This window comes from Sabulicella glaciei (assembly GCF_026183895.1).
Lineage (GTDB): Bacteria > Pseudomonadota > Alphaproteobacteria > Acetobacterales > Acetobacteraceae > Roseococcus > Roseococcus glaciei.
This window is the reverse complement of sequence record NZ_JAPFQI010000001.1, coordinates 79,442-95,336: the sequence shown is the minus strand read 5'-3', so window position 1 is coordinate 95,336 and position 15,895 is coordinate 79,442. Positions and strand designations below refer to the sequence as shown.

14 protein-coding genes are annotated in these 15,895 nt (G+C 71.5%); 7 read left to right on the top strand and 7 right to left on the bottom strand.

The window, feature by feature from the left end; genetic code table 11:
- Positions 1-10: 10 nt before the first annotated feature.
- On the top strand, positions 11-457 hold the full coding sequence (locus OF850_RS00400) for a bleomycin resistance protein (protein ID WP_301587686.1): 447 nt from the start codon (positions 11-13) through the stop codon (positions 455-457).
- On the opposite strand, the gene OF850_RS00395 is transcribed toward OF850_RS00400, so the two are convergent.
- Genes OF850_RS00395 through OF850_RS00380 form a run of 4 tightly spaced genes read right to left on the bottom strand, consistent with a single transcriptional unit; the run spans position 436 to position 5,970 of the window.
- Positions 436-1,842, bottom strand: a complete 1,407-nt coding sequence (locus tag OF850_RS00395; RefSeq protein ID WP_301587685.1) for a M20/M25/M40 family metallo-hydrolase — start codon at positions 1,840-1,842, stop codon at positions 436-438. The genes OF850_RS00400 and OF850_RS00395 overlap by 22 nt on opposite strands.
- Positions 1,839-2,237: a GFA family protein gene (locus OF850_RS00390; RefSeq protein ID WP_301587684.1), complete on the bottom strand. Its 399-nt coding sequence runs from the start codon at positions 2,235-2,237 to the stop codon at positions 1,839-1,841. Before OF850_RS00390 ends, OF850_RS00395 begins: the two co-directional genes overlap by 4 nt.
- Positions 2,234-5,686 (bottom strand): transcription-repair coupling factor, encoded by a 3,453-nt coding sequence (mfd, locus tag OF850_RS00385; protein WP_301587683.1) that lies wholly within the window; start codon positions 5,684-5,686, stop codon positions 2,234-2,236. The genes OF850_RS00390 and mfd overlap by 4 nt, the downstream gene beginning before the upstream one ends.
- Positions 5,683-5,970: an FAD assembly factor SdhE gene (locus tag OF850_RS00380; RefSeq protein WP_408906448.1), complete on the bottom strand. Its 288-nt coding sequence runs from the start codon at positions 5,968-5,970 to the stop codon at positions 5,683-5,685. The genes mfd and OF850_RS00380 overlap by 4 nt, the downstream gene beginning before the upstream one ends.
- A gap of 18 nt (positions 5,971-5,988) precedes the next feature.
- On the opposite strand from OF850_RS00380, the gene recG reads away from it, so the two are divergent.
- The 6 genes from recG to OF850_RS00350 are packed head-to-tail and all read left to right on the top strand — an operon-like array spanning position 5,989 to position 12,876.
- Entirely contained in the window at positions 5,989-8,070 is a 2,082-nt protein-coding gene (gene recG / locus OF850_RS00375) for an ATP-dependent DNA helicase RecG (RefSeq protein ID WP_301587681.1), read from the top strand.
- Positions 8,071-8,110: 40 nt separating this feature from the next.
- Positions 8,111-8,830 (top strand): ABC transporter ATP-binding protein, encoded by a 720-nt coding sequence (locus OF850_RS00370; RefSeq protein ID WP_301587680.1) that lies wholly within the window; start codon positions 8,111-8,113, stop codon positions 8,828-8,830.
- Positions 8,827-9,558 (top strand): ABC transporter permease subunit, encoded by a 732-nt coding sequence (locus OF850_RS00365; protein ID WP_301587679.1) that lies wholly within the window; start codon positions 8,827-8,829, stop codon positions 9,556-9,558. The genes OF850_RS00370 and OF850_RS00365 overlap by 4 nt, the downstream gene beginning before the upstream one ends.
- Positions 9,558-11,444 carry a Gldg family protein gene (locus OF850_RS00360; protein WP_301588831.1) on the top strand — a complete coding sequence of 629 codons (1,887 nt, stop codon included), beginning with the start codon at positions 9,558-9,560 and terminating at the stop codon, positions 11,442-11,444. The genes OF850_RS00365 and OF850_RS00360 overlap by 1 nt, the downstream gene beginning before the upstream one ends.
- Positions 11,441-12,424 carry a DUF4340 domain-containing protein gene (locus tag OF850_RS00355; RefSeq protein ID WP_301587678.1) on the top strand — a complete coding sequence of 328 codons (984 nt, stop codon included), beginning with the start codon at positions 11,441-11,443 and terminating at the stop codon, positions 12,422-12,424. The genes OF850_RS00360 and OF850_RS00355 overlap by 4 nt, the downstream gene beginning before the upstream one ends.
- The gene (locus OF850_RS00350; protein ID WP_301587677.1) at positions 12,421-12,876 is read left to right on the top strand and encodes an NUDIX hydrolase; all 456 of its coding nucleotides are present in this window, start codon (positions 12,421-12,423) and stop codon (positions 12,874-12,876) included. Before OF850_RS00355 ends, OF850_RS00350 begins: the two co-directional genes overlap by 4 nt.
- On the opposite strand, the gene OF850_RS00345 is transcribed toward OF850_RS00350, so the two are convergent.
- The 3 genes from OF850_RS00345 to OF850_RS00335 form a co-directional block, all read right to left on the bottom strand.
- Positions 12,870-13,223, bottom strand: coding sequence for a tRNA-binding protein (locus tag OF850_RS00345; RefSeq protein WP_301587676.1), 354 nt, complete (start codon positions 13,221-13,223; stop codon positions 12,870-12,872). The genes OF850_RS00350 and OF850_RS00345 overlap by 7 nt on opposite strands.
- A gap of 69 nt (positions 13,224-13,292) precedes the next feature.
- A complete protein-coding gene (gene msrP / locus OF850_RS00340) occupies positions 13,293-14,234 on the bottom strand; it encodes a protein-methionine-sulfoxide reductase catalytic subunit MsrP (RefSeq protein ID WP_301587675.1) in 942 nt (313 codons plus the stop codon).
- Between the two features lie 57 nt (positions 14,235-14,291).
- Positions 14,292-15,869, bottom strand: coding sequence for a DUF6311 domain-containing protein (locus OF850_RS00335; RefSeq protein ID WP_301587674.1), 1,578 nt, complete (start codon positions 15,867-15,869; stop codon positions 14,292-14,294).
- Positions 15,870-15,895 lie beyond the last annotated feature (26 nt).

Here is a 15,895-nt window from a genome sequence, read left to right as displayed (position 1 = left end):
CAGGCGACAGATGGTTGCCGCCCAGTCCGTTCCGCCCGAGGCGGTGGCGCTGGTGCCTGAGATCGAGGTGTCGGATTTCGCGCGCAGCCTGTGCTTCTACGTCGAGGTGCTCGGGTTCTCGGTGCTGTACGACCGTCCGGAGCGTCCCTTCGCCTATCTCGTTCTCGGAGCGGCGCACCTGATGATTGAGCAGGGCGGCACGTGGATGACCGGCCCGCTCGAGAAGCCTTTCGGACGGGGGATGAACCTCCAGATCACCGTCCCGGACGTCGCGGCGATGGCAGACCGCCTCGCCGGGGCGAACTGGCCGGTGTTCCGGGAGACCGAGGAGGTCTGGTACCGGCGCGGCGACGGTTTCGTGGGGGCCCGCGAACTGGTCGTGCAGGACCCGGACGGATACCTGCTGCGCTTCTCCCAGGATTTGGGCTTCAAGGGTCAGGAGGCGGCAGGCCGCTGAGCCAGCGCCCCCAGGATCCGCACCCAGGAGCGGGTGCCCTTCCGGAAGCTGTCGAGGTCGTATTTCTCGTTCGGGCTGTGAACGCGGTCGTCCTTCTGCCCGAACCCGGCCATGACCACGTCCATCCCCAATTTGCGGCGGAAATCCCCGGCGATGGGGATGGAGCCGCCGCCACCGATGAACACCGCCTCCCTGCCCCATTCGGCCGTCAGCGCGTCGCGAGCTCGGGCGAAGGCGGGGTCGGCGGTATCGAAGCCGATGGCGGAGGCGGAGCCGTGCTCGATGAACTCGGCGCGGCAGTCGGCCGGCAGGCGGGCCCGCACGAAGTCACGGAAGGCGGTGCGGATCGCGTGCGGGTCCTGGTCGAAGACCAGGCGGAACGACACCTTGGCGGAGGCCTGGGCGGGGATTACCGTCTTGAACCCCTCGCCCTGGTAGCCGCCGCCCATGCCGTTGATCTCCGCGGTGGGGCGGGACCACAGCATCTCCAGCGGCGTGCGATCCTTCTCGCCGGCCGGAACGGAAAGCCCGACCGCGCCAAGGAAGCCTGCGGCGTCGAAGCCCAGCCCCTCCCATTGCCGCCGCAGCGCCTCGGGCAGTTCCGGTACGCCGTCGTAGAAGCCGGGGATGGTGACGCGCCCTCCGGCGTCGTGCAGGTCGGCCAGGATGCGCGCCAGGACGCGATTCGGGTTGGCGGCGGCGGAGCCGAACATGCCCGAGTGCAGGTCCTGGTCTGCGGCGTGGATCACTACCTCCTCGCCGCACAGGCCGCGCAGCATGGTGACGATGGCCGGCGTCTCGCTGTCCCACATCCCGGTGTCGCAGATCAGTCCGAGATCGGCCTTCAGCTCCGCCGCATGCTCGCGCAGGAAGGGCGGCAGGCTGGCGCCGCCCGACTCCTCCTCGCCTTCCAGCAGGATCGTCAGCGGGATGGGCAGGCTCCCCGTCTCTTCCCGCCAGGCGCGGCACGCTTCGAGGAAGGTCATCACCTGCCCCTTGTCGTCGGCCGCTCCGCGCGCGCGGATCACGGTGCGGCCATCGGGCAGGGTGTCCAGCGCCGGCTCGAACGGGTCGCGCTGCCAGAGCGAAAGCGGGTCCACGGGCTGCACGTCGTAATGCCCATAGAACAGCGCCGAGCGCCCGCTTGCTGAACGGTCATGCCCCACCACGGCTGGGTGCCCCGGCGTCCGGTGCGCCTTGGCCTCGAAGCCAACCGCGGCGAGCTCCTGGGCCAGATGCTCCGCGCAGCGCACGCAATCCGCGGCGAAGGCCGGGTCCGTGGAAATGGAGGGAATCCGCAGGAGCGCGAAGAGGCGCTCCAGCGCGGCCTCCCCGTTCGCGTCCGCCCGCGCCAGCACCCGCTCCGTCACGTCCATTCCGGTCATTCCCTGTTGCGCGCGTGATGATCCATGACGGACGGGATCGGGCCAAGCCATTCGTCGCGCCGGACCGTCCAGAGCTCGTATTCCGGCGGCCACAGGCTGGTCTCGTCAAAAGAGCCGTGGTGCAGCTCCACCTCCCCCGCCTCGCTCTTCGCCAGACGGCCGAAGACATGCGCACCGCATTGGGGGCAGAAGGAGCGCTCGTAGCCGGGCTGGCTTTCGAAGCTGCGCGCTTCCCCCGTGATCGTGACCTTCTCCTCCGGAAAGACGACGAAGGCCATGAAGGGCGCGGCGTGCAGCTTGCGGCAATCGAGGCAGTGGCACAGGCCCGAGCGAAGCGGCTCGCCCTCCGTGCGGAAGCGCAGCTGCCCGCAGCAGCACCCGCCCTCGCGGCTCATGCCGCCTCCTTCCGCGCCGCGCGCGCCAGCTTGGCGAGGTTGGTGACGAGGCCGCGCGCCGCCTTCACACGCTGCGCGAAGGGCATCTCCTTCAGCAGCATCACCTTGCCGTCGGGCCGCAGCGTGATGAGGCCCTTCTGGTTCTGCGACCACTCCACCAGCCCGACCGGGTTTTCGAAGCGCCCCCGGTGGAACGTCACGACGATGCCCTTCGGCCCTGCATCCACCTTCTCCACGTTCGCCTCCTTGCAGCGCAGCTTGATGGCAACGACGGCGAGGAGGTTCTCCACCTCCTCCGGCAAGGCGCCGAAGCGGTCCACGAGTTCCGCGCCTATCGCGTCCACCTCCGCCTCACTGCCCAGCGCGCCGATGCGGCGATACAGGCCGAGGCGCACGGGAAGCTCCTGCACGTAGGTCTCGGGAATCAGCACGGCGAGGCCGAGGTTGATCTGCGGCATCCAGGCCGTCTCGGCCTCGTCACGCTTGCGCGAGCCGGCGCGGAGGTCGGCCACGGCGTCCTCCAGCATCTCCTGGTAGAGCTCGATGCCCACTTCGCGGATCTGGCCCGACTGCTCCTCGCCGAGCAGGTTGCCCGCGCCGCGGATGTCGAGGTCGTGCGAGGCTAGGGTGAAGCCGGCGCCCAAGTTGTCCAGCGTCTGCATCACCTCCAGCCGCTTCTGCGAGGTGGGCGAAAGGCGGTGATGCGCCGGCCAGGTCAGGTAGGCATAGCCGCGCTGCTTGCCGCGCCCGACGCGGCCGCGCAGCTGGTAGAGCTGGCCCAGCCCGAACATGTCGGCGCGGTGGATGATCAGCGTGTTCACCGCCGGCATGTCCAGCCCGGATTCGACGATGTTGGTGGCGAGCAGGATGTCGAACTTCCCGTCGCCGAACTCGGTCATCACCTGCTCGAGCTCTGTGGCGGCGAGGCGGCCATGCGCCTGCACCATGCGTGCCTCGGGCGCGATCTCGGCCAGGCGCTCGGCCATGCGGGCCATGTCCTCGATGCGCGGGACGACGCAGAAAATCTGCCCGCCGCGGAAGCGCTCGCGCTGGATCGCCTCGCGCAGCACCAGCGGGTCCCAGGGCATGATGAAGGTGCGGACGGCAAGGCGGTCCACGGGCGGAGTCGCGATCACGCTCATCTCCCGCACGCCGGACAGCGCCAGCTGCAGCGTGCGCGGGATGGGGGTGGCGGTGAGCGTCAGCACGTGGACGCCGGCCTGCAATTCCTTCAGCCGCTCCTTGTGCTTCACGCCGAAATGCTGCTCCTCGTCCACGATGACGAGGCCCAGGTCGGCGATCTCGATCCCCTTGCCCAGCAGGGCATGGGTGCCGACCACGATGTCCACGTCGCCCCGCGCCAGCGCCTCGCGCGTCTCCTTCGCCTCCTTTGGCGTCACCATGCGGGAAAGCTGGGCGATGCGGATGGGCAGCCCGGCGAAGCGGGCAGTGAAGATGCGGTGATGCTGGCGCGCCAGCAGCGTGGTCGGCACCACCACCGCGACCTGGGAGCCCGCCATGGCGACGGTGAAGGCGGCGCGCAGCGCCACCTCGGTCTTGCCGAAGCCCACGTCGCCGCAGATGAGCCGGTCCATGGGGCGGCCGGCCGCCAGATCCTCCAGCACGTCGGCGATGGCGCGGGACTGGTCTTCCGTCTCAACATAGGGGAAGCGGGCGCAGAACTCCTCATAGGCGCCCTCGGGCGGAGCGATGACGGGCGCATCGCGCGTCTTGCGCTGCGCGGCGATCTTGATGAGCTGCGCGGCCATGTCGGCGATGCGCTGCTTGGCCTTGGCCTTGCGCGCCTGCCAGGACGCGCCGCCGAGCTTGTCCAGCTGGACGCCGCCCGTCTCCGAGCCGAAGCGCGACAGGATCTCGATGTTCTCGACGGGCACGTAGAGCTTGGCGTCGCCGTCATAGGTCAGCTTCAGGCAATCATGCGGCGCACCACCGGCCTGGACCGTCTCCAGCCCCTCGTAGCGGCCGACGCCGTGCTCGGCATGGACCAGGAGGTCACCCACCTCGATCTGCGTGGCGTCGGCCAGGAACTGGTCGGCGCGCTTGCGCTTGCGGGGCGGGCGGGCAATGCGCTCGCCCAGCAGATCCTGCTCGGCGGTGATGGAGATGCCGTCGCCGATGAAGCCGCGCTCCAGCCCCAGCTGCGCCACGGCCACAGTGCCGGAGGGCAGCGAACGCGCGGCGTAGCCATCCTCCACCGCCTCCGCTGTCACGCGGTTCTCGCGCAGCAGCGTCACCAGCCGCTCGCGCGAGCCGCGGGTCCAGGCGGCGAGGACCGGGCGGCGGCCGCGGCCGATCTCGCTCTCGGCATGGGCGGCATAGGCGTGGAACAGGTTCTCGCCGGCCTGCCGGGCCTCGCTGAAGATGCGGCCCTGGCGGCCGCCCGCGTCGATGCCGGGCGCCCCTTCTGGCTTGTGGAAGGGCGAGAAGCGCAGGAGCGGCCCGCTGGCCAGCATCGCGTCCCAGGCCTTGCGGTCGAGGTAGAGGCGGTTCGGCGGCACGGGGCGGTAGGGCACCTCGCCCTCGTTGATGCGGGCGGGGATGCGGCGCGCCTCGTAGTGGTCGGCGATCATCTCCAGCCGCGCGGCCAGCGCGTCCTCGGCCTGGTTGTCCAGGCTGACGGAGGCCCCGGGCAGGTAGTCCAGCAGCGTTTCCATCGTCTCGTGGAACAGCCCGGCCCAATGCTCCATCCCCGGATGGCGCCGCCCGGCGGAAACGCTGACATAGAGTGGGTCTTCCGAGGCGGCGGCGGTGAACAGCTCGCGATAGCCGGTGCGGAAGCGCTCGATGCTGGCAGGGTCGAGGAAGACCTCGCCCACCGGACGCAGCACCAGCCGGTCCAGGTTCTCGCGCGAACGCTGGGTCTCGGTGTCCAGGCGGCGGATGCTTTCCACCTCGTCGCCAAAGAAGTCGAGGCGCAGCGGGTCGCTCATTCCTGCCGGATAGAGGTCCAGGATGCCGCCGCGCACCGCGTACTCGCCCGGCTCCATCACGGTGCCGGTGCGGCCGTAGCCGTTGGACTCCAAGAACTCCACCACCTGCTCGATGCCCGCGCGCCCACCCTTGCGGAGCGACAGCGCCGCCCCGGCGAAGGCGGCGCGCGGGGGCACCTTCTGCACCAGCGCGTTCACCGTGGTAAGCACGATGCGCGGACGCGTCGGCTTTTCCGTCAGCTCCGCCAGCGTGGCGACCCGTTCGGCGATGATCTCCGGGTTGGGGGAGACGCGGTCATAGGGCAGCACGTCCCAGGCGGGCAGGCGCAGCACCTCCGCCTCGGGCATGAAGAAGCCCAGCGCCTCGGCCATGCGTGCCATGCGGGCATCGTCGCGGCAGACATGGAGGACGGGCGCCTGCGTCTCGGCGCGCCTAGCGCGCAGCAGCAGCGCGTCGAATCCTTCGGGCGCACCATAGACGTCGAGCGGAGCGCTCATGGGGCGCGGCCGGCGCCGGGGCGCGCCATCTCGGCGACGATTCGGGCCAGCAGCGGGCCCTGCGCTTCCTCCGGGATGGGGCGGCGGCCGCTGAGCCAATCCGTGAGGTCCACGTCGGGCATCTCCAGGATCGCCTCCAGCTCGTCCAGCTCGGGCGGCGACAAGGCGGCGAGGTGGCGCCGGACGAACCCCCCCAGCATCAGGTCGCACTCCTTGGTCCCGCGATGCAGGGCGCGGAACAGGAGGCGGCGGTGGCGGGGGGTCAGGTCGTCGTCTGCGGTCACGGATGCCATATAGGACGCGTGAGCGGACCCGTCAGCCTCGAAGCCCTGCTGGAGCCCTTCTCCGGCCTGCCCGGAATCGGGCCGCGCCGCGCCGCCCTGCTTGCCAAGGCGACGGGCGGCACGCGCATCGTGGACCTGCTGTTCCACCTACCCGACCGCATCGCCGCGCGGGTCCGGGTGGATCACCCCGCCCGCGCCCCGGCCGAGGCGGATGCCGTCCTGCCCATCACCACCGTCTCGCTGCGTCCCAAGCGCGCCGCGAACACCAACCGCCCCTATGTCGAGATCCGCACGGAAGAGGGCCTCACCATCCGCATCCTCAATGGTTGGCTGCAGACCGCCGAGCGTCAATTCCCACGCGGCGAGCGGCGCTGGGTGTCGGGCAAGGTGAAGCCAGAAGGCGATGGCTGGTCCATGGCCAATCCCGACGTGGCGCGCGACCCGGACGCCCTGCCCGTGCTGGAACCTGTCTGGCGCCTCACCGAAGGGCTCCACCGCGCCACCATGGCAGCCTCCATGCGGGAGGCGGTTTCGCGCCTGCCCGAGGACATGGAGGAATGGGCCGACCCGCCTTTGCTCGCGCGGGAAGCCTGGCCCAGCTTTCCCGATGCCCTGCGCGTCCTCCACGCCCCCACCGCCCCGCTTGGCCCTGCGCCGCGCGAACGCCTCGCCTATGACGAGGCCCTGGCCGGACAGGTCGCCATGGGGCTGCTGCGGCGGCGGCACCGCGCCTCCTCCGGCCGGGCGCTGCGCGGGGACGGAACGCTGCGCCGGGCCGCGCTGGCCGAGTTCGGCCACGCTCTTACGCCGGACCAGGCCCACGCCCTGGCCGAGATCGAGGCAGACCTCGCCGCGCCGCACCGGATGCTGCGCCTGCTGCAGGGCGACGTCGGCTCGGGCAAGACGCTGGTCGCGGTGCTGTCCATGCTGCAGGCGGTCGAGGCCGGCGCCCAGGCGGCGCTGATGGCGCCGACCGAGATCCTCGCGCGCCAGCACCTCCGCACCCTCGCCCGGCTTTGCGGCGCGGCGGGGGTGGAGGTTGCGCTGCTGGCGGGCAGCGTGAAGGGGGCGGAGCGGCGGCGCGTGCTGGCCGGCTTCGCCGATGGCTCCATCCCGGTCGCCGTCGGCACCCACGCCCTGTTCCAGGAGGGAGTCGAGTTCCGCGACCTCGCCCTGGCCGTGGTGGACGAGCAGCACCGCTTCGGCGTGGCGCAGCGCCTCGAACTCGGCCGCAAGGGCGAGGATGCGGACATGCTGGTGATGACCGCGACCCCCATCCCCCGCACCCTGCAGCTGACGCAATGGGGCGAGATGCAGGTGAGCCGCATCGAGGGCAAGCCGGCGGGGCGCCAGCCCATCACCACCCGCGTCGTCTCCACCGCCCGGCACGACGACATCGTGGCAAGGCTCGGCCAGGCGCTGGATCGCGGCGAGCGCGCCTACTGGGTCGTGCGCGCCATCACCGGCGGCGAGCACGACGACAGCGTCGCGGCCGAGGACCGCTTCGCCCAGCTTTCGCGCCGCTTCCCGGGCCTGGTGGGCCTCGCGCACGGAGATCTCGACATGGAGGTGCGCGAGGGGGCGCTGCGCGACTTCGCCGAGGGGCGCACGCGGCTGCTGGTCGCCACGACGGTGATCGAGGTGGGGGTGGACGTGCCGGAAGCCACCATCATCGTCATCGAGCAGGCCGAGCGCTTCGGCCTTTCCGCCCTGCACCAGCTTCGCGGTCGCGTCGGGCGCGGCACCAAGCCCTCCTCCTGCCTCCTCGTCCATTCGGAGCACCTCTCCGAAAGGGAGAAGGAACGCCTGCTGATCCTGCGCGACACGGAGGATGGCTTCGTGATCGCGGAGGAGGATCTTCGCCTCCGGGGCGGCGGCGAGGCACTGGGGACACGCCAGGCCGGGCAGGCGCAGCTTCGCCTCGCCCTGCCGGAGGAGGACATCGCCCGGCAGAGCGACCTGATCGACATCGCCCACCGCGATGCGGAGGCCCTGCTGGAACGCGACCCCAACCTGGCCTCGCCGCGTGGGCTTGCGGTGCGCGGCCTGTTGCGCCTCTTCGGCAAGGAGGATGCGGCGGCCTATTTGAAGGCCGGCTGAGCCTTGCTATCCCGGACCGGGACCGGGAGTGCCGCCAAACGTGACCGCGTTGATCGAGATCGAGGGCCTTTCAAGGCGCTTCGGCGCCTTCACCGCCGTGGACGGCGTCAGCTTTTCCGTCGAGCGGGGCGAGGTGGTCGGGTTCCTGGGGCCCAATGGCGCCGGGAAATCCACCACCATGCGGATGCTGGCCGGGTTCCTGCCGCCCAGCGCCGGCACGGCCCGCATCGCCGGGCACGACGTGCAGAATGACGGCGTGGCCGCCCGGCGCCACCTGGGATTCTTGCCCGAAGGCGCCCCCACCTATCCCGAAATGACCGTCGAGGGCTTCCTGCGTTTCTGCGCCCGGGTGCGCGGCTGCGACCCGGCCACCGTGCCCGCTGCCATGGCGGTCACGCAGCTGGAGGAAGTGCGGCTGCAACCCATCGAAACCCTGTCCAAGGGGTTCCGCCGCCGTGTCGGCCTCGCCTCTGCGTTGCTGCACGACCCGGACGTGCTGGTGCTGGACGAACCGACGGATGGGCTCGACCCCAACCAGAAGCACGAGGTTCGCAACCTGATCCGCGCCATGGCGCCACGCAAGGCGATCATCATCAGCACCCACATCCTGGAGGAGGTCTCGGCCGTCTGCACCCGCGCCATCATCATCGCGCACGGGCAGGTGCTGGCGGATTCCACGCCGGGGGCGCTGACGGCCGATGGCCGCGACCTCGACACCGTGTTCCGCGCGCTGACGCTGGGCGAAGGAGAGGCCGCATGAGGGCGGTCTGGGCCATCGCGCGCCGGGAATTCGCGGGCTACTTCGCCACCCCCGTCGCCGCCGTGTTCATCGTGATCTTCCTGGTGCTGGCGGGCGCGCTCACCTTCACCCTGGGCGGGTTCTCCGGCCGCAACCAGGCAGACCTGCTGCCCTTCTTCGGCTTCGTGCCATGGCTGCTGCTTTTCCTGGTGCCGGCCCTGACAATGCGCCTCTGGGCGGAGGAGCGGCGCCTGGGCACGATCGAGATGCTGCTGACCCTGCCCATCGCGCCCTGGCACGCGGTGCTGGGCAAGTGGCTCGCCGCCTGGGCCTTCTGTGCCGTGGCGCTGGCGCTGACCTTTCCGCTCGTCATCACGGTGAACTGGCTGGGCGAGCCCGACAACGGCGCGATCCTCGCCGGCTACCTTGGCTGCGTGCTGGTGGCCGGGGCCTATCTGGCGCTGGGCGCCGCCGTCTCCGCGATGACGCGCAACCAGGTCATCGCCTTCGTGCTGGGCGTCGCGGGGTGCTTCGTCTTCGCCGCCGCCGGCTCGCCCATCGTCGCGGATTTCTTGTCGGCGCGCCTGCCCGTGCTGGGCGAGGTGGCGCGCGGCTTTTCCGTCGCGGAGCATTTCGGCAGCTTCGTCCGCGGGGTGATCGCCCTGCCCGACCTCGCTTTCTTCGCCGCCTTCACCGGGTTCTGGCTCTTCGCCAACGCGGTGGTCCTCGAATGGCGGAGGGGTTCGTGATGCGCCGCGCCGCCTCGCTCCTCGCCCTGCTCTTCGCCGCCGCGCTGGCGGTGGGCGTTGTCCTGCTGGCTCAGCGCCTCGCCCCGCAGGCGCGCCTCGACCTGACGGCGGACCGTCTCTACACCCTCGCCCCCGGCACGAGGCAGGTCCTGTCGGGCCTCCGCGACCCGGTGACGCTGCGCCTGTTCTACTCGCGCCGGCTGGGCGCCGAGGCGCCGCAATTCGGCGCCTATGCGGAACGCGTGCGCGCCCTGCTGCGCGAATACGCCGCCGCGTCGGACGGCAAGCTGCGGCTGGAGGTGCTGGACCCCGAGCCCTTCTCCGACACGGAGGACCGCGCGCTGGCGCTGGGGCTGCAAGGCGTGCCGCTGAACGAAGGCGGCGAGCAGGTCTTCTTCGGCCTCGCCGGCTCCAATGCCCGCGACGAGGAGCGGATCATCGCCTTCTTCCAGCCGGATCGCGAGCGCTTCCTGGAAGCCGACCTCACCCGCCTCGTCTTCGAGCTGTCCGCGCCGGAAAAGCCGGTGGTGGGGCTGCTGACGCCGCTGCCGCTGAACGGCGACCCGCGCGCGATGATGATGCGCCAGCCCGCCCTGGCCCGTCCGCAGGTGGTGATCCAGCAGTTGCGCGACGCCTACGAGGTGCGCGAGGTCGCGCCCGACGCGGCCGTGATCCCGCAGGGCATCCGCATCCTGCTGCTCGCCCATCCGCAAGCGCTTTCGGAGGCGACGCAATACGCGGTGGACCAGTTCGTGCTGCGCGGCGGCCGCCTTCTCCTGCTCATCGACCCCCTGAGCGAGATGCAGGCGACGCGCCCCGGCCCGGATGGGCGCCCGCCCACGGAGACCGCCTCCTCCCTCGACCGGCTGCTCGGTGCCTGGGGCATCGAGGCGCCGGCGAACGAGGTCGTGCTCGATCTGCGCGGCGCATGGCGGGTGCGGGCGCGGCCGGGCGACCGGGTGCAGGCGGTGGATTTCCTTTCCTGGTACTCGCTCCAGGGCGACAGCCTGAACCGGCGCGAGGTGGCGACCGCACAGCTCGACCAGGTCACGGTGGCCTCGGCCGGGCATCTGCTTCGCCGCGAGGGCGCGCCGGGCGAGTGGACAACCCTCCTGCAAAGCAGCGGCCAATCCATGATCGTCCCGGCCGAGCGCGTGGGCCGCGAGGCGGACCCGGTGCGGCTGCTGGCCGATTTCCGCGCGGATGGCGAGCGGCGGATCCTCGCGGCGCGGCTCCGTGGCGTCCTGCCGACCGCCTTCCCCGACGGCCCGCCCGTCCAGGCCGAGGGGCTGCTGCCGCATCTCGCGCGTTCGGAGTGGCAGGCCAACCTCGTCGTCATCCACGACACTGACATGCTGGACGACCGGTTCTGGGTGCGGGTGCAGGAGTTCTTCGGCCAGCCCGTCGCCACGCCCTTCGCCGGGAATGGCAGCTTCCTCGTGAACCTGGCCGACACGCTCGCGGGCACGGATGCGATGATCTCGCTGCGCTCGCGCGGGGAGTCGCTGCGGCCCTTCACCCGCGTGGAGGAGATCCGCCGCGTCGCCGACGCGCAGTTCCGCGCCAGCGAGCGGCAGCTGACCGAGCGCCTCCAGGCCACCGAGGCGCGGCTGCGCGAGTTGCGCCAGGGCACGGGCAGCGAGCGCAACGCGGCCCAGGCCGTCATCACGCCGGAGCAGCGCGCCGAGATCGACCGTGCGCGCGAGCAGATCGCGGCAACGCGGCGGGAACTGCGCGCCGTCCAGCTGGAGCTTCGGCGCGACATCGAATCGCTGGAAGCCGCGCTGCGGGCCATCAACATCCTGCTCGTCCCCGGGCTGCTGGTGCTGGCGGCGGCGGGGCTGGCCCTGCTGCGCGCGCGGCGCCGCGCGGCGGCGCGGCCATGATCGGGCGGCGCGGGCTCGCCGGGCTGGGCGCGGCGGCGGCGGCGACGCTGGGCGCGGGGCTCCTCCTTTCCCCACGCGAGGAGGCAGTGACGGCGAGCGGCGCCCTCGCCTTCCCCAACCTTGCCGAGCGGCTGGGCCAGGCGGCGCGCGTGGAGATCCGGCGCCACGATGGAGGCGTGACCTTGTCGCGCGACGGCGAAGCCTGGCGGATCGCCGAGCGCGCCGGCTGGCCGGCCCGCCCGGCCAAGCTGCGCGAGACGCTGACCGCCCTGACCGAGCTTCGCCTCCTGGAGCCGCGCGACGCCAGCGCCAGCTTCGGCACGGACGACCCGATGGGTCCCGGAGCAACGGGGGCGCTGCTTCGTGTCCTGGACGCCTCGGGGGCGCCGCTCGTCTCGCTGATCCTCGGCACGCGGCGCTCTCGTACCCAGCCCGGCGTGGCGGACACCATCCACATCCGCCGCCCGGAGGAGGCGCGGGGCTGGCTGGCCGAAGGCCGACTGACCGCCGAGGCCGATCCGGCCCTTTGGCTGCTGCGCGACCTCGTGGACCTGCCGACGCAGCGCCTGCGCCGCGTGGAAGTCAGCCGCGCCGGCGAGGAGACGCTGGTGCTGGAGCGGCCCGGCGAGGTGGACGCGCCGCTGGTCATCGTCGCGCCGCCCGACCCACCCCGCCCCGATGGCGTGGCGCTGGACGAGGCGGGCCGCGTCTTCGAGGGCCTCTCGCTGATCGAGGTGCGACGCGAGGCGGATGCCCCGGCCGATGCGCTGGGCGAGGCGCGCTTCACCTTCACCGACAACCTCGCAATCCAGGCCCGGGGCCGGCGAGGGGAAGGCGAGTTCTGGGTGACGCTGCGCGCCGAGGGCGATGCGGAGGCGGCACGGCTGAACGCGCTGTGGAACGGCTACGCCTTCCAGATCGGCCAATGGAAGGAGCGCGCCATGCTGCCGCGCCTGGAAGACCTGCTGGAGCAGGGATGAGCGACAGCCGCGAGTATCCCGACCGCCCCTGGATCGGCATCGGCGTCATCGCCTTTCGCGGCGGTTCCGTCCTGCTGGTGCGCCGCGCCCGGCCGCCGCGCATGGGCGCTTGGTCGCTTCCCGGCGGGGCGCAGCACGTGGGCGAAGGCGCGCAGGACGCCGCGCGGCGCGAGTTGCGCGAGGAGGCGGGGATCGAGGTCGGTCCGCTGCTTCTCGCGGACGTGATCGATTCCGTGACGCGCGACGAGGAAGGGCGCGTCCGGTTCCACTACACCATCGTGGATTTCTGCGGGGAATACCTGTCGGGCGACACGGTGGCGGGCGACGACGCGGCCGAAGTCCAGTGGGCTCCGCTCGACGCGCTGGACCCCTTCGACCTGACGCCCGAGGCGCGCGCCGTGATCGCCCTGTCCCGCCGCCGCCTGGACGAGGCGCGGCCGAAGCCTCAGTAGACCGCCGCCCCCAGCGGGACATCGGAGCGTGGCGAGAGCAGGATCACGCGTCCCTGTTCGTCCGGCGCACCGAGGATCAGCACCTCCGACCGGAAGCCGGCGATGTTGCGGGGCGCGAAATTGCAGACGCACACGACCGACGTGCCGACCAGTTCCGCCGCGTCATAATTCGTGATCTGCGCGCTCGACCACCGCGTGCCGAGCGGACCCAGATCCACATGGACCTTGTACGAAGGGTTGCGCGCACGCGGGAACGGTTCGACTGCGACGATCCGCCCGACACGGATGTCGAGCTTCGCGAAGTCGTCATAAGTGGCCTCCGGCTTCGCCGCGGAAAGATCGGCCATGGTCACTGCTCGACGCCCCTGGAGTGCTGCTGGGGCGACCTAGCCGCCCCGTCCCGACCTGTCGAGCCGTCAGCCCCAGAGGCGTTCGCGCTCCATCCCCGCATAAAGCCCGCCGACCCATTCGCCGTAGCCGTTGAAGATCCGCGTCGGCACGCGCTCGCCGCTGCCGAGCAGGCGTTCGGTGGCCTGGCTCCAGCGCGGATGGGCGACTTCGGGATTCACATTGGCCCAGAACCCGTACTCGCTCGCCTGGATGGCGGGCCAGAAGGTGCGCGGGCGGTCGGCAGTCAGGGTGATCTTCACCACCGACTTGCCGGACTTGAAACCGTACTTCCAGGGGAACACCACGCGCAGCGGCCCGCCATTGCTTTGCGGAAGCGGCTTGCCGAACAGCCCGACTGGCATGAAGGTCAGCTCGTTCGCCGCTTCCTCGATCGTGCACGCCTCGACATGCGGCCAGGGATACCAACTCTGCCGCAGCCCGGGCATGACGCCGGGAATGGCGGCGGTCTCGAAGGCCACGTAGCGGGCGTTGGATTTCGGTTCCACCAGCTTCAGCAGCTCGGAAAGCTGGAACCCGCTCCAGGGCACGGTCATTGCCCAGGCCTCGACGCAGCGGAGGCGATAAACGCGCTCCTCGACCGGCATCAGCCGCAGCAGGTCGTCGATCTCGAACTCGCGCGGCTTGTCCACCAGCCCGCCGACCGACAGGCGCCAGGGCCGCACCGGCATGCGGGCGGCGGCGGAGGCGATGCTCTTGCTCGTCCCGAATTCGTAGAAATTGTTGTAGGTGGTGGCGTCGCGCTCGGGGCTGAGGGCGCGCTCGGGCCGGAAGCGCATGTTGCGCGCGTGCTCCGGCAAGGGCGGGGCCTGGGTGACGCCCTGCGCCGCGGCGATTCCGGGCAGGAGCGCGGCTCCCATCCCCATCAGGGCACGGCGGTTCAGCACCAGTGCCTCGGGCGTGACCGCGCCTTCCGGTGCGTTCCAGGGGCGTCGGCGGAGGATGCGCATCTCGTTTGGCCTTCGGCTGCCCCCCGAATGTAGGGCGCGGCGGCGTTCCGAAAAGACTCAGGGCGCCGGAGGGATGACCCAAACCCCATCCACGCGCCGCAGCGAGGCCGCCATGCCCGCCCGCGCCGCCTCCAGCGCCACCTCGTCCCGCAAGACGTAGATCACCCCTGGCTCGGGCTCGCCGCGCCGCAGCCGGTCCAGCACCGCTTCGGCGATCTGGGCGGCGACGGCGGCATCGGCGCGGGCCAGATAGGCCGCATCGGTGGCGAGGCCGTGCCGCGCCGCCAGCACCGCGACCTCCTCCCAGAAGGGGCCCTGGTTCGCGGCGGGCACGGCGCGGATCGCGTGGGCCTTGCGCGCGGCCTCCGCCCAGAAGGGGTCGGACAGGCGCAGGGGAAGGGTGGCCTCCGTGGACGGGAAGAAGCTACCCAGCCGCGCGATTCCCGGGCGCAGGTCCACGGCCTGCACCGCCAGCAGCACGGCGAGCGCGAGGCCGGAGCGGCGCGGCCCGAGCCAGCGCGCCAGCCCCGCCATGCTGAGCAGCAGAAGCGCATAGGCGATCGGCCAGAAGAAGCGCTCGGAGGCGCGCAGGGCGCCCGCGAGTTCGACCAGGGCGGGCGGCAGGGGAAACAGAGTTGCCTGCACCCCTGCGACCGAAGGCCGGTGCGTCACCGCGAAGCCGAGCATCAGCAGGAGCACCAGGGCAAGCGGCGCGGAGAAGCGCCGCCAAGGGGCGCGCAGCAGGAATGGAAGCAGCAACAGCCCGCCCAGGCCGAGATAGGAGGCGCCCACCTCCGGATGCCCGGGCCCCGGCAGCACCGGCAGGAACCCGCTCCAGTACCCGCCATCGAAGGGCGCCAGGAGGTCGAGCTGCATGGCTCCATAGCCGGCGCCGCCATGCCCCGTCCGCAAGGAAAGGAACCCGGCGGCCCAGAGCGCGGCGAGCGCGGCCCCCAGCACCAGCGGCGCCTCGACCCAGGCGCGCCGACGCAGCGCATCGGCGAGCCAGAGCGCCAGCACCATGGGCAGCAGGTAGGAATGGATCAGCGCGGCCGCGCCCGCCAGCAGCACCCAGCCCCAGGGCCGGCGCGCGGTGGACGGGGCGAGGTGCATCCAAAGCCCCGCCAACAGGAGCCATTGTCCCGCGAGGGCGAAATGCCCGCCCATGCGGTTGAGCAGCATGGGCTGAAGGACCAGCAGCCCCGCCCCCATCACCTGACCCAGCGCATCCAGGCCCAGGCGCCGCAGCGCCAGCGCGCCGAACAACCCCTGCAACGCGCCGCAGAGCAGCAGCCACATCCCCCAGTACTGATCCACGGCCAGAGCCGGCCGCAGCGCCTTGAACAGGAAGGCCAGCAGCGGGATCGAGTCGGAGAAGAAGATGGAGGAGCCGAGTTCCATCCCGAAGCGCGGCGACAGGCCGGGCGGAAGGCGCCAGGCATCGTCGCGGAAGAAGGCCCAGCCCAGCCAGTACTGCACCGGGTCCGGCCCCGGGACACCGGACAGCATCCAGCCAGTGCGCCAGGGCGGCACGATGCCCAGCCCGAAGATCACCAGGGTCAGGGTCGCACCCAGCAGCGCCGCGACCGGGGCAGCGCCCCGGTCCGGCCAGATCGTCGATCGTCCCGGCATCATCGCCGGAAAGAAACCGGCGATGATGG

Bases quoted from the DNA above. Each gene is read 5' to 3' on its own strand.
- OF850_RS00400 (WP_301587686.1), top strand. From the start codon at position 11: ATGGTTGCCGCCCAGTCCGTTCCGCCCGAGGCGGTGGCGCTGGTGCCT.
- OF850_RS00395 (WP_301587685.1), bottom strand. From the start codon at position 1,842: ATGACCGGAATGGACGTGACGGAGCGGGTGCTGGCGCGGGCGGACGCG.
- OF850_RS00390 (WP_301587684.1), bottom strand. From the start codon at position 2,237: ATGAGCCGCGAGGGCGGGTGCTGCTGCGGGCAGCTGCGCTTCCGCACG.
- mfd (WP_301587683.1), bottom strand. From the start codon at position 5,686: ATGAGCGCTCCGCTCGACGTCTATGGTGCGCCCGAAGGATTCGACGCG.
- OF850_RS00365 (WP_301587679.1), top strand. From the start codon at position 8,827: ATGAGGGCGGTCTGGGCCATCGCGCGCCGGGAATTCGCGGGCTACTTC.
- OF850_RS00360 (WP_301588831.1), top strand. From the start codon at position 9,558: ATGCGCCGCGCCGCCTCGCTCCTCGCCCTGCTCTTCGCCGCCGCGCTG.
- OF850_RS00355 (WP_301587678.1), top strand. From the start codon at position 11,441: ATGATCGGGCGGCGCGGGCTCGCCGGGCTGGGCGCGGCGGCGGCGGCG.
- OF850_RS00350 (WP_301587677.1), top strand. From the start codon at position 12,421: ATGAGCGACAGCCGCGAGTATCCCGACCGCCCCTGGATCGGCATCGGC.
- OF850_RS00345 (WP_301587676.1), bottom strand. From the start codon at position 13,223: ATGGCCGATCTTTCCGCGGCGAAGCCGGAGGCCACTTATGACGACTTC.
- msrP (WP_301587675.1), bottom strand. From the start codon at position 14,234: ATGCGCATCCTCCGCCGACGCCCCTGGAACGCACCGGAAGGCGCGGTC.
- OF850_RS00335 (WP_301587674.1), bottom strand. From the start codon at position 15,869: ATGATGCCGGGACGATCGACGATCTGGCCGGACCGGGGCGCTGCCCCG.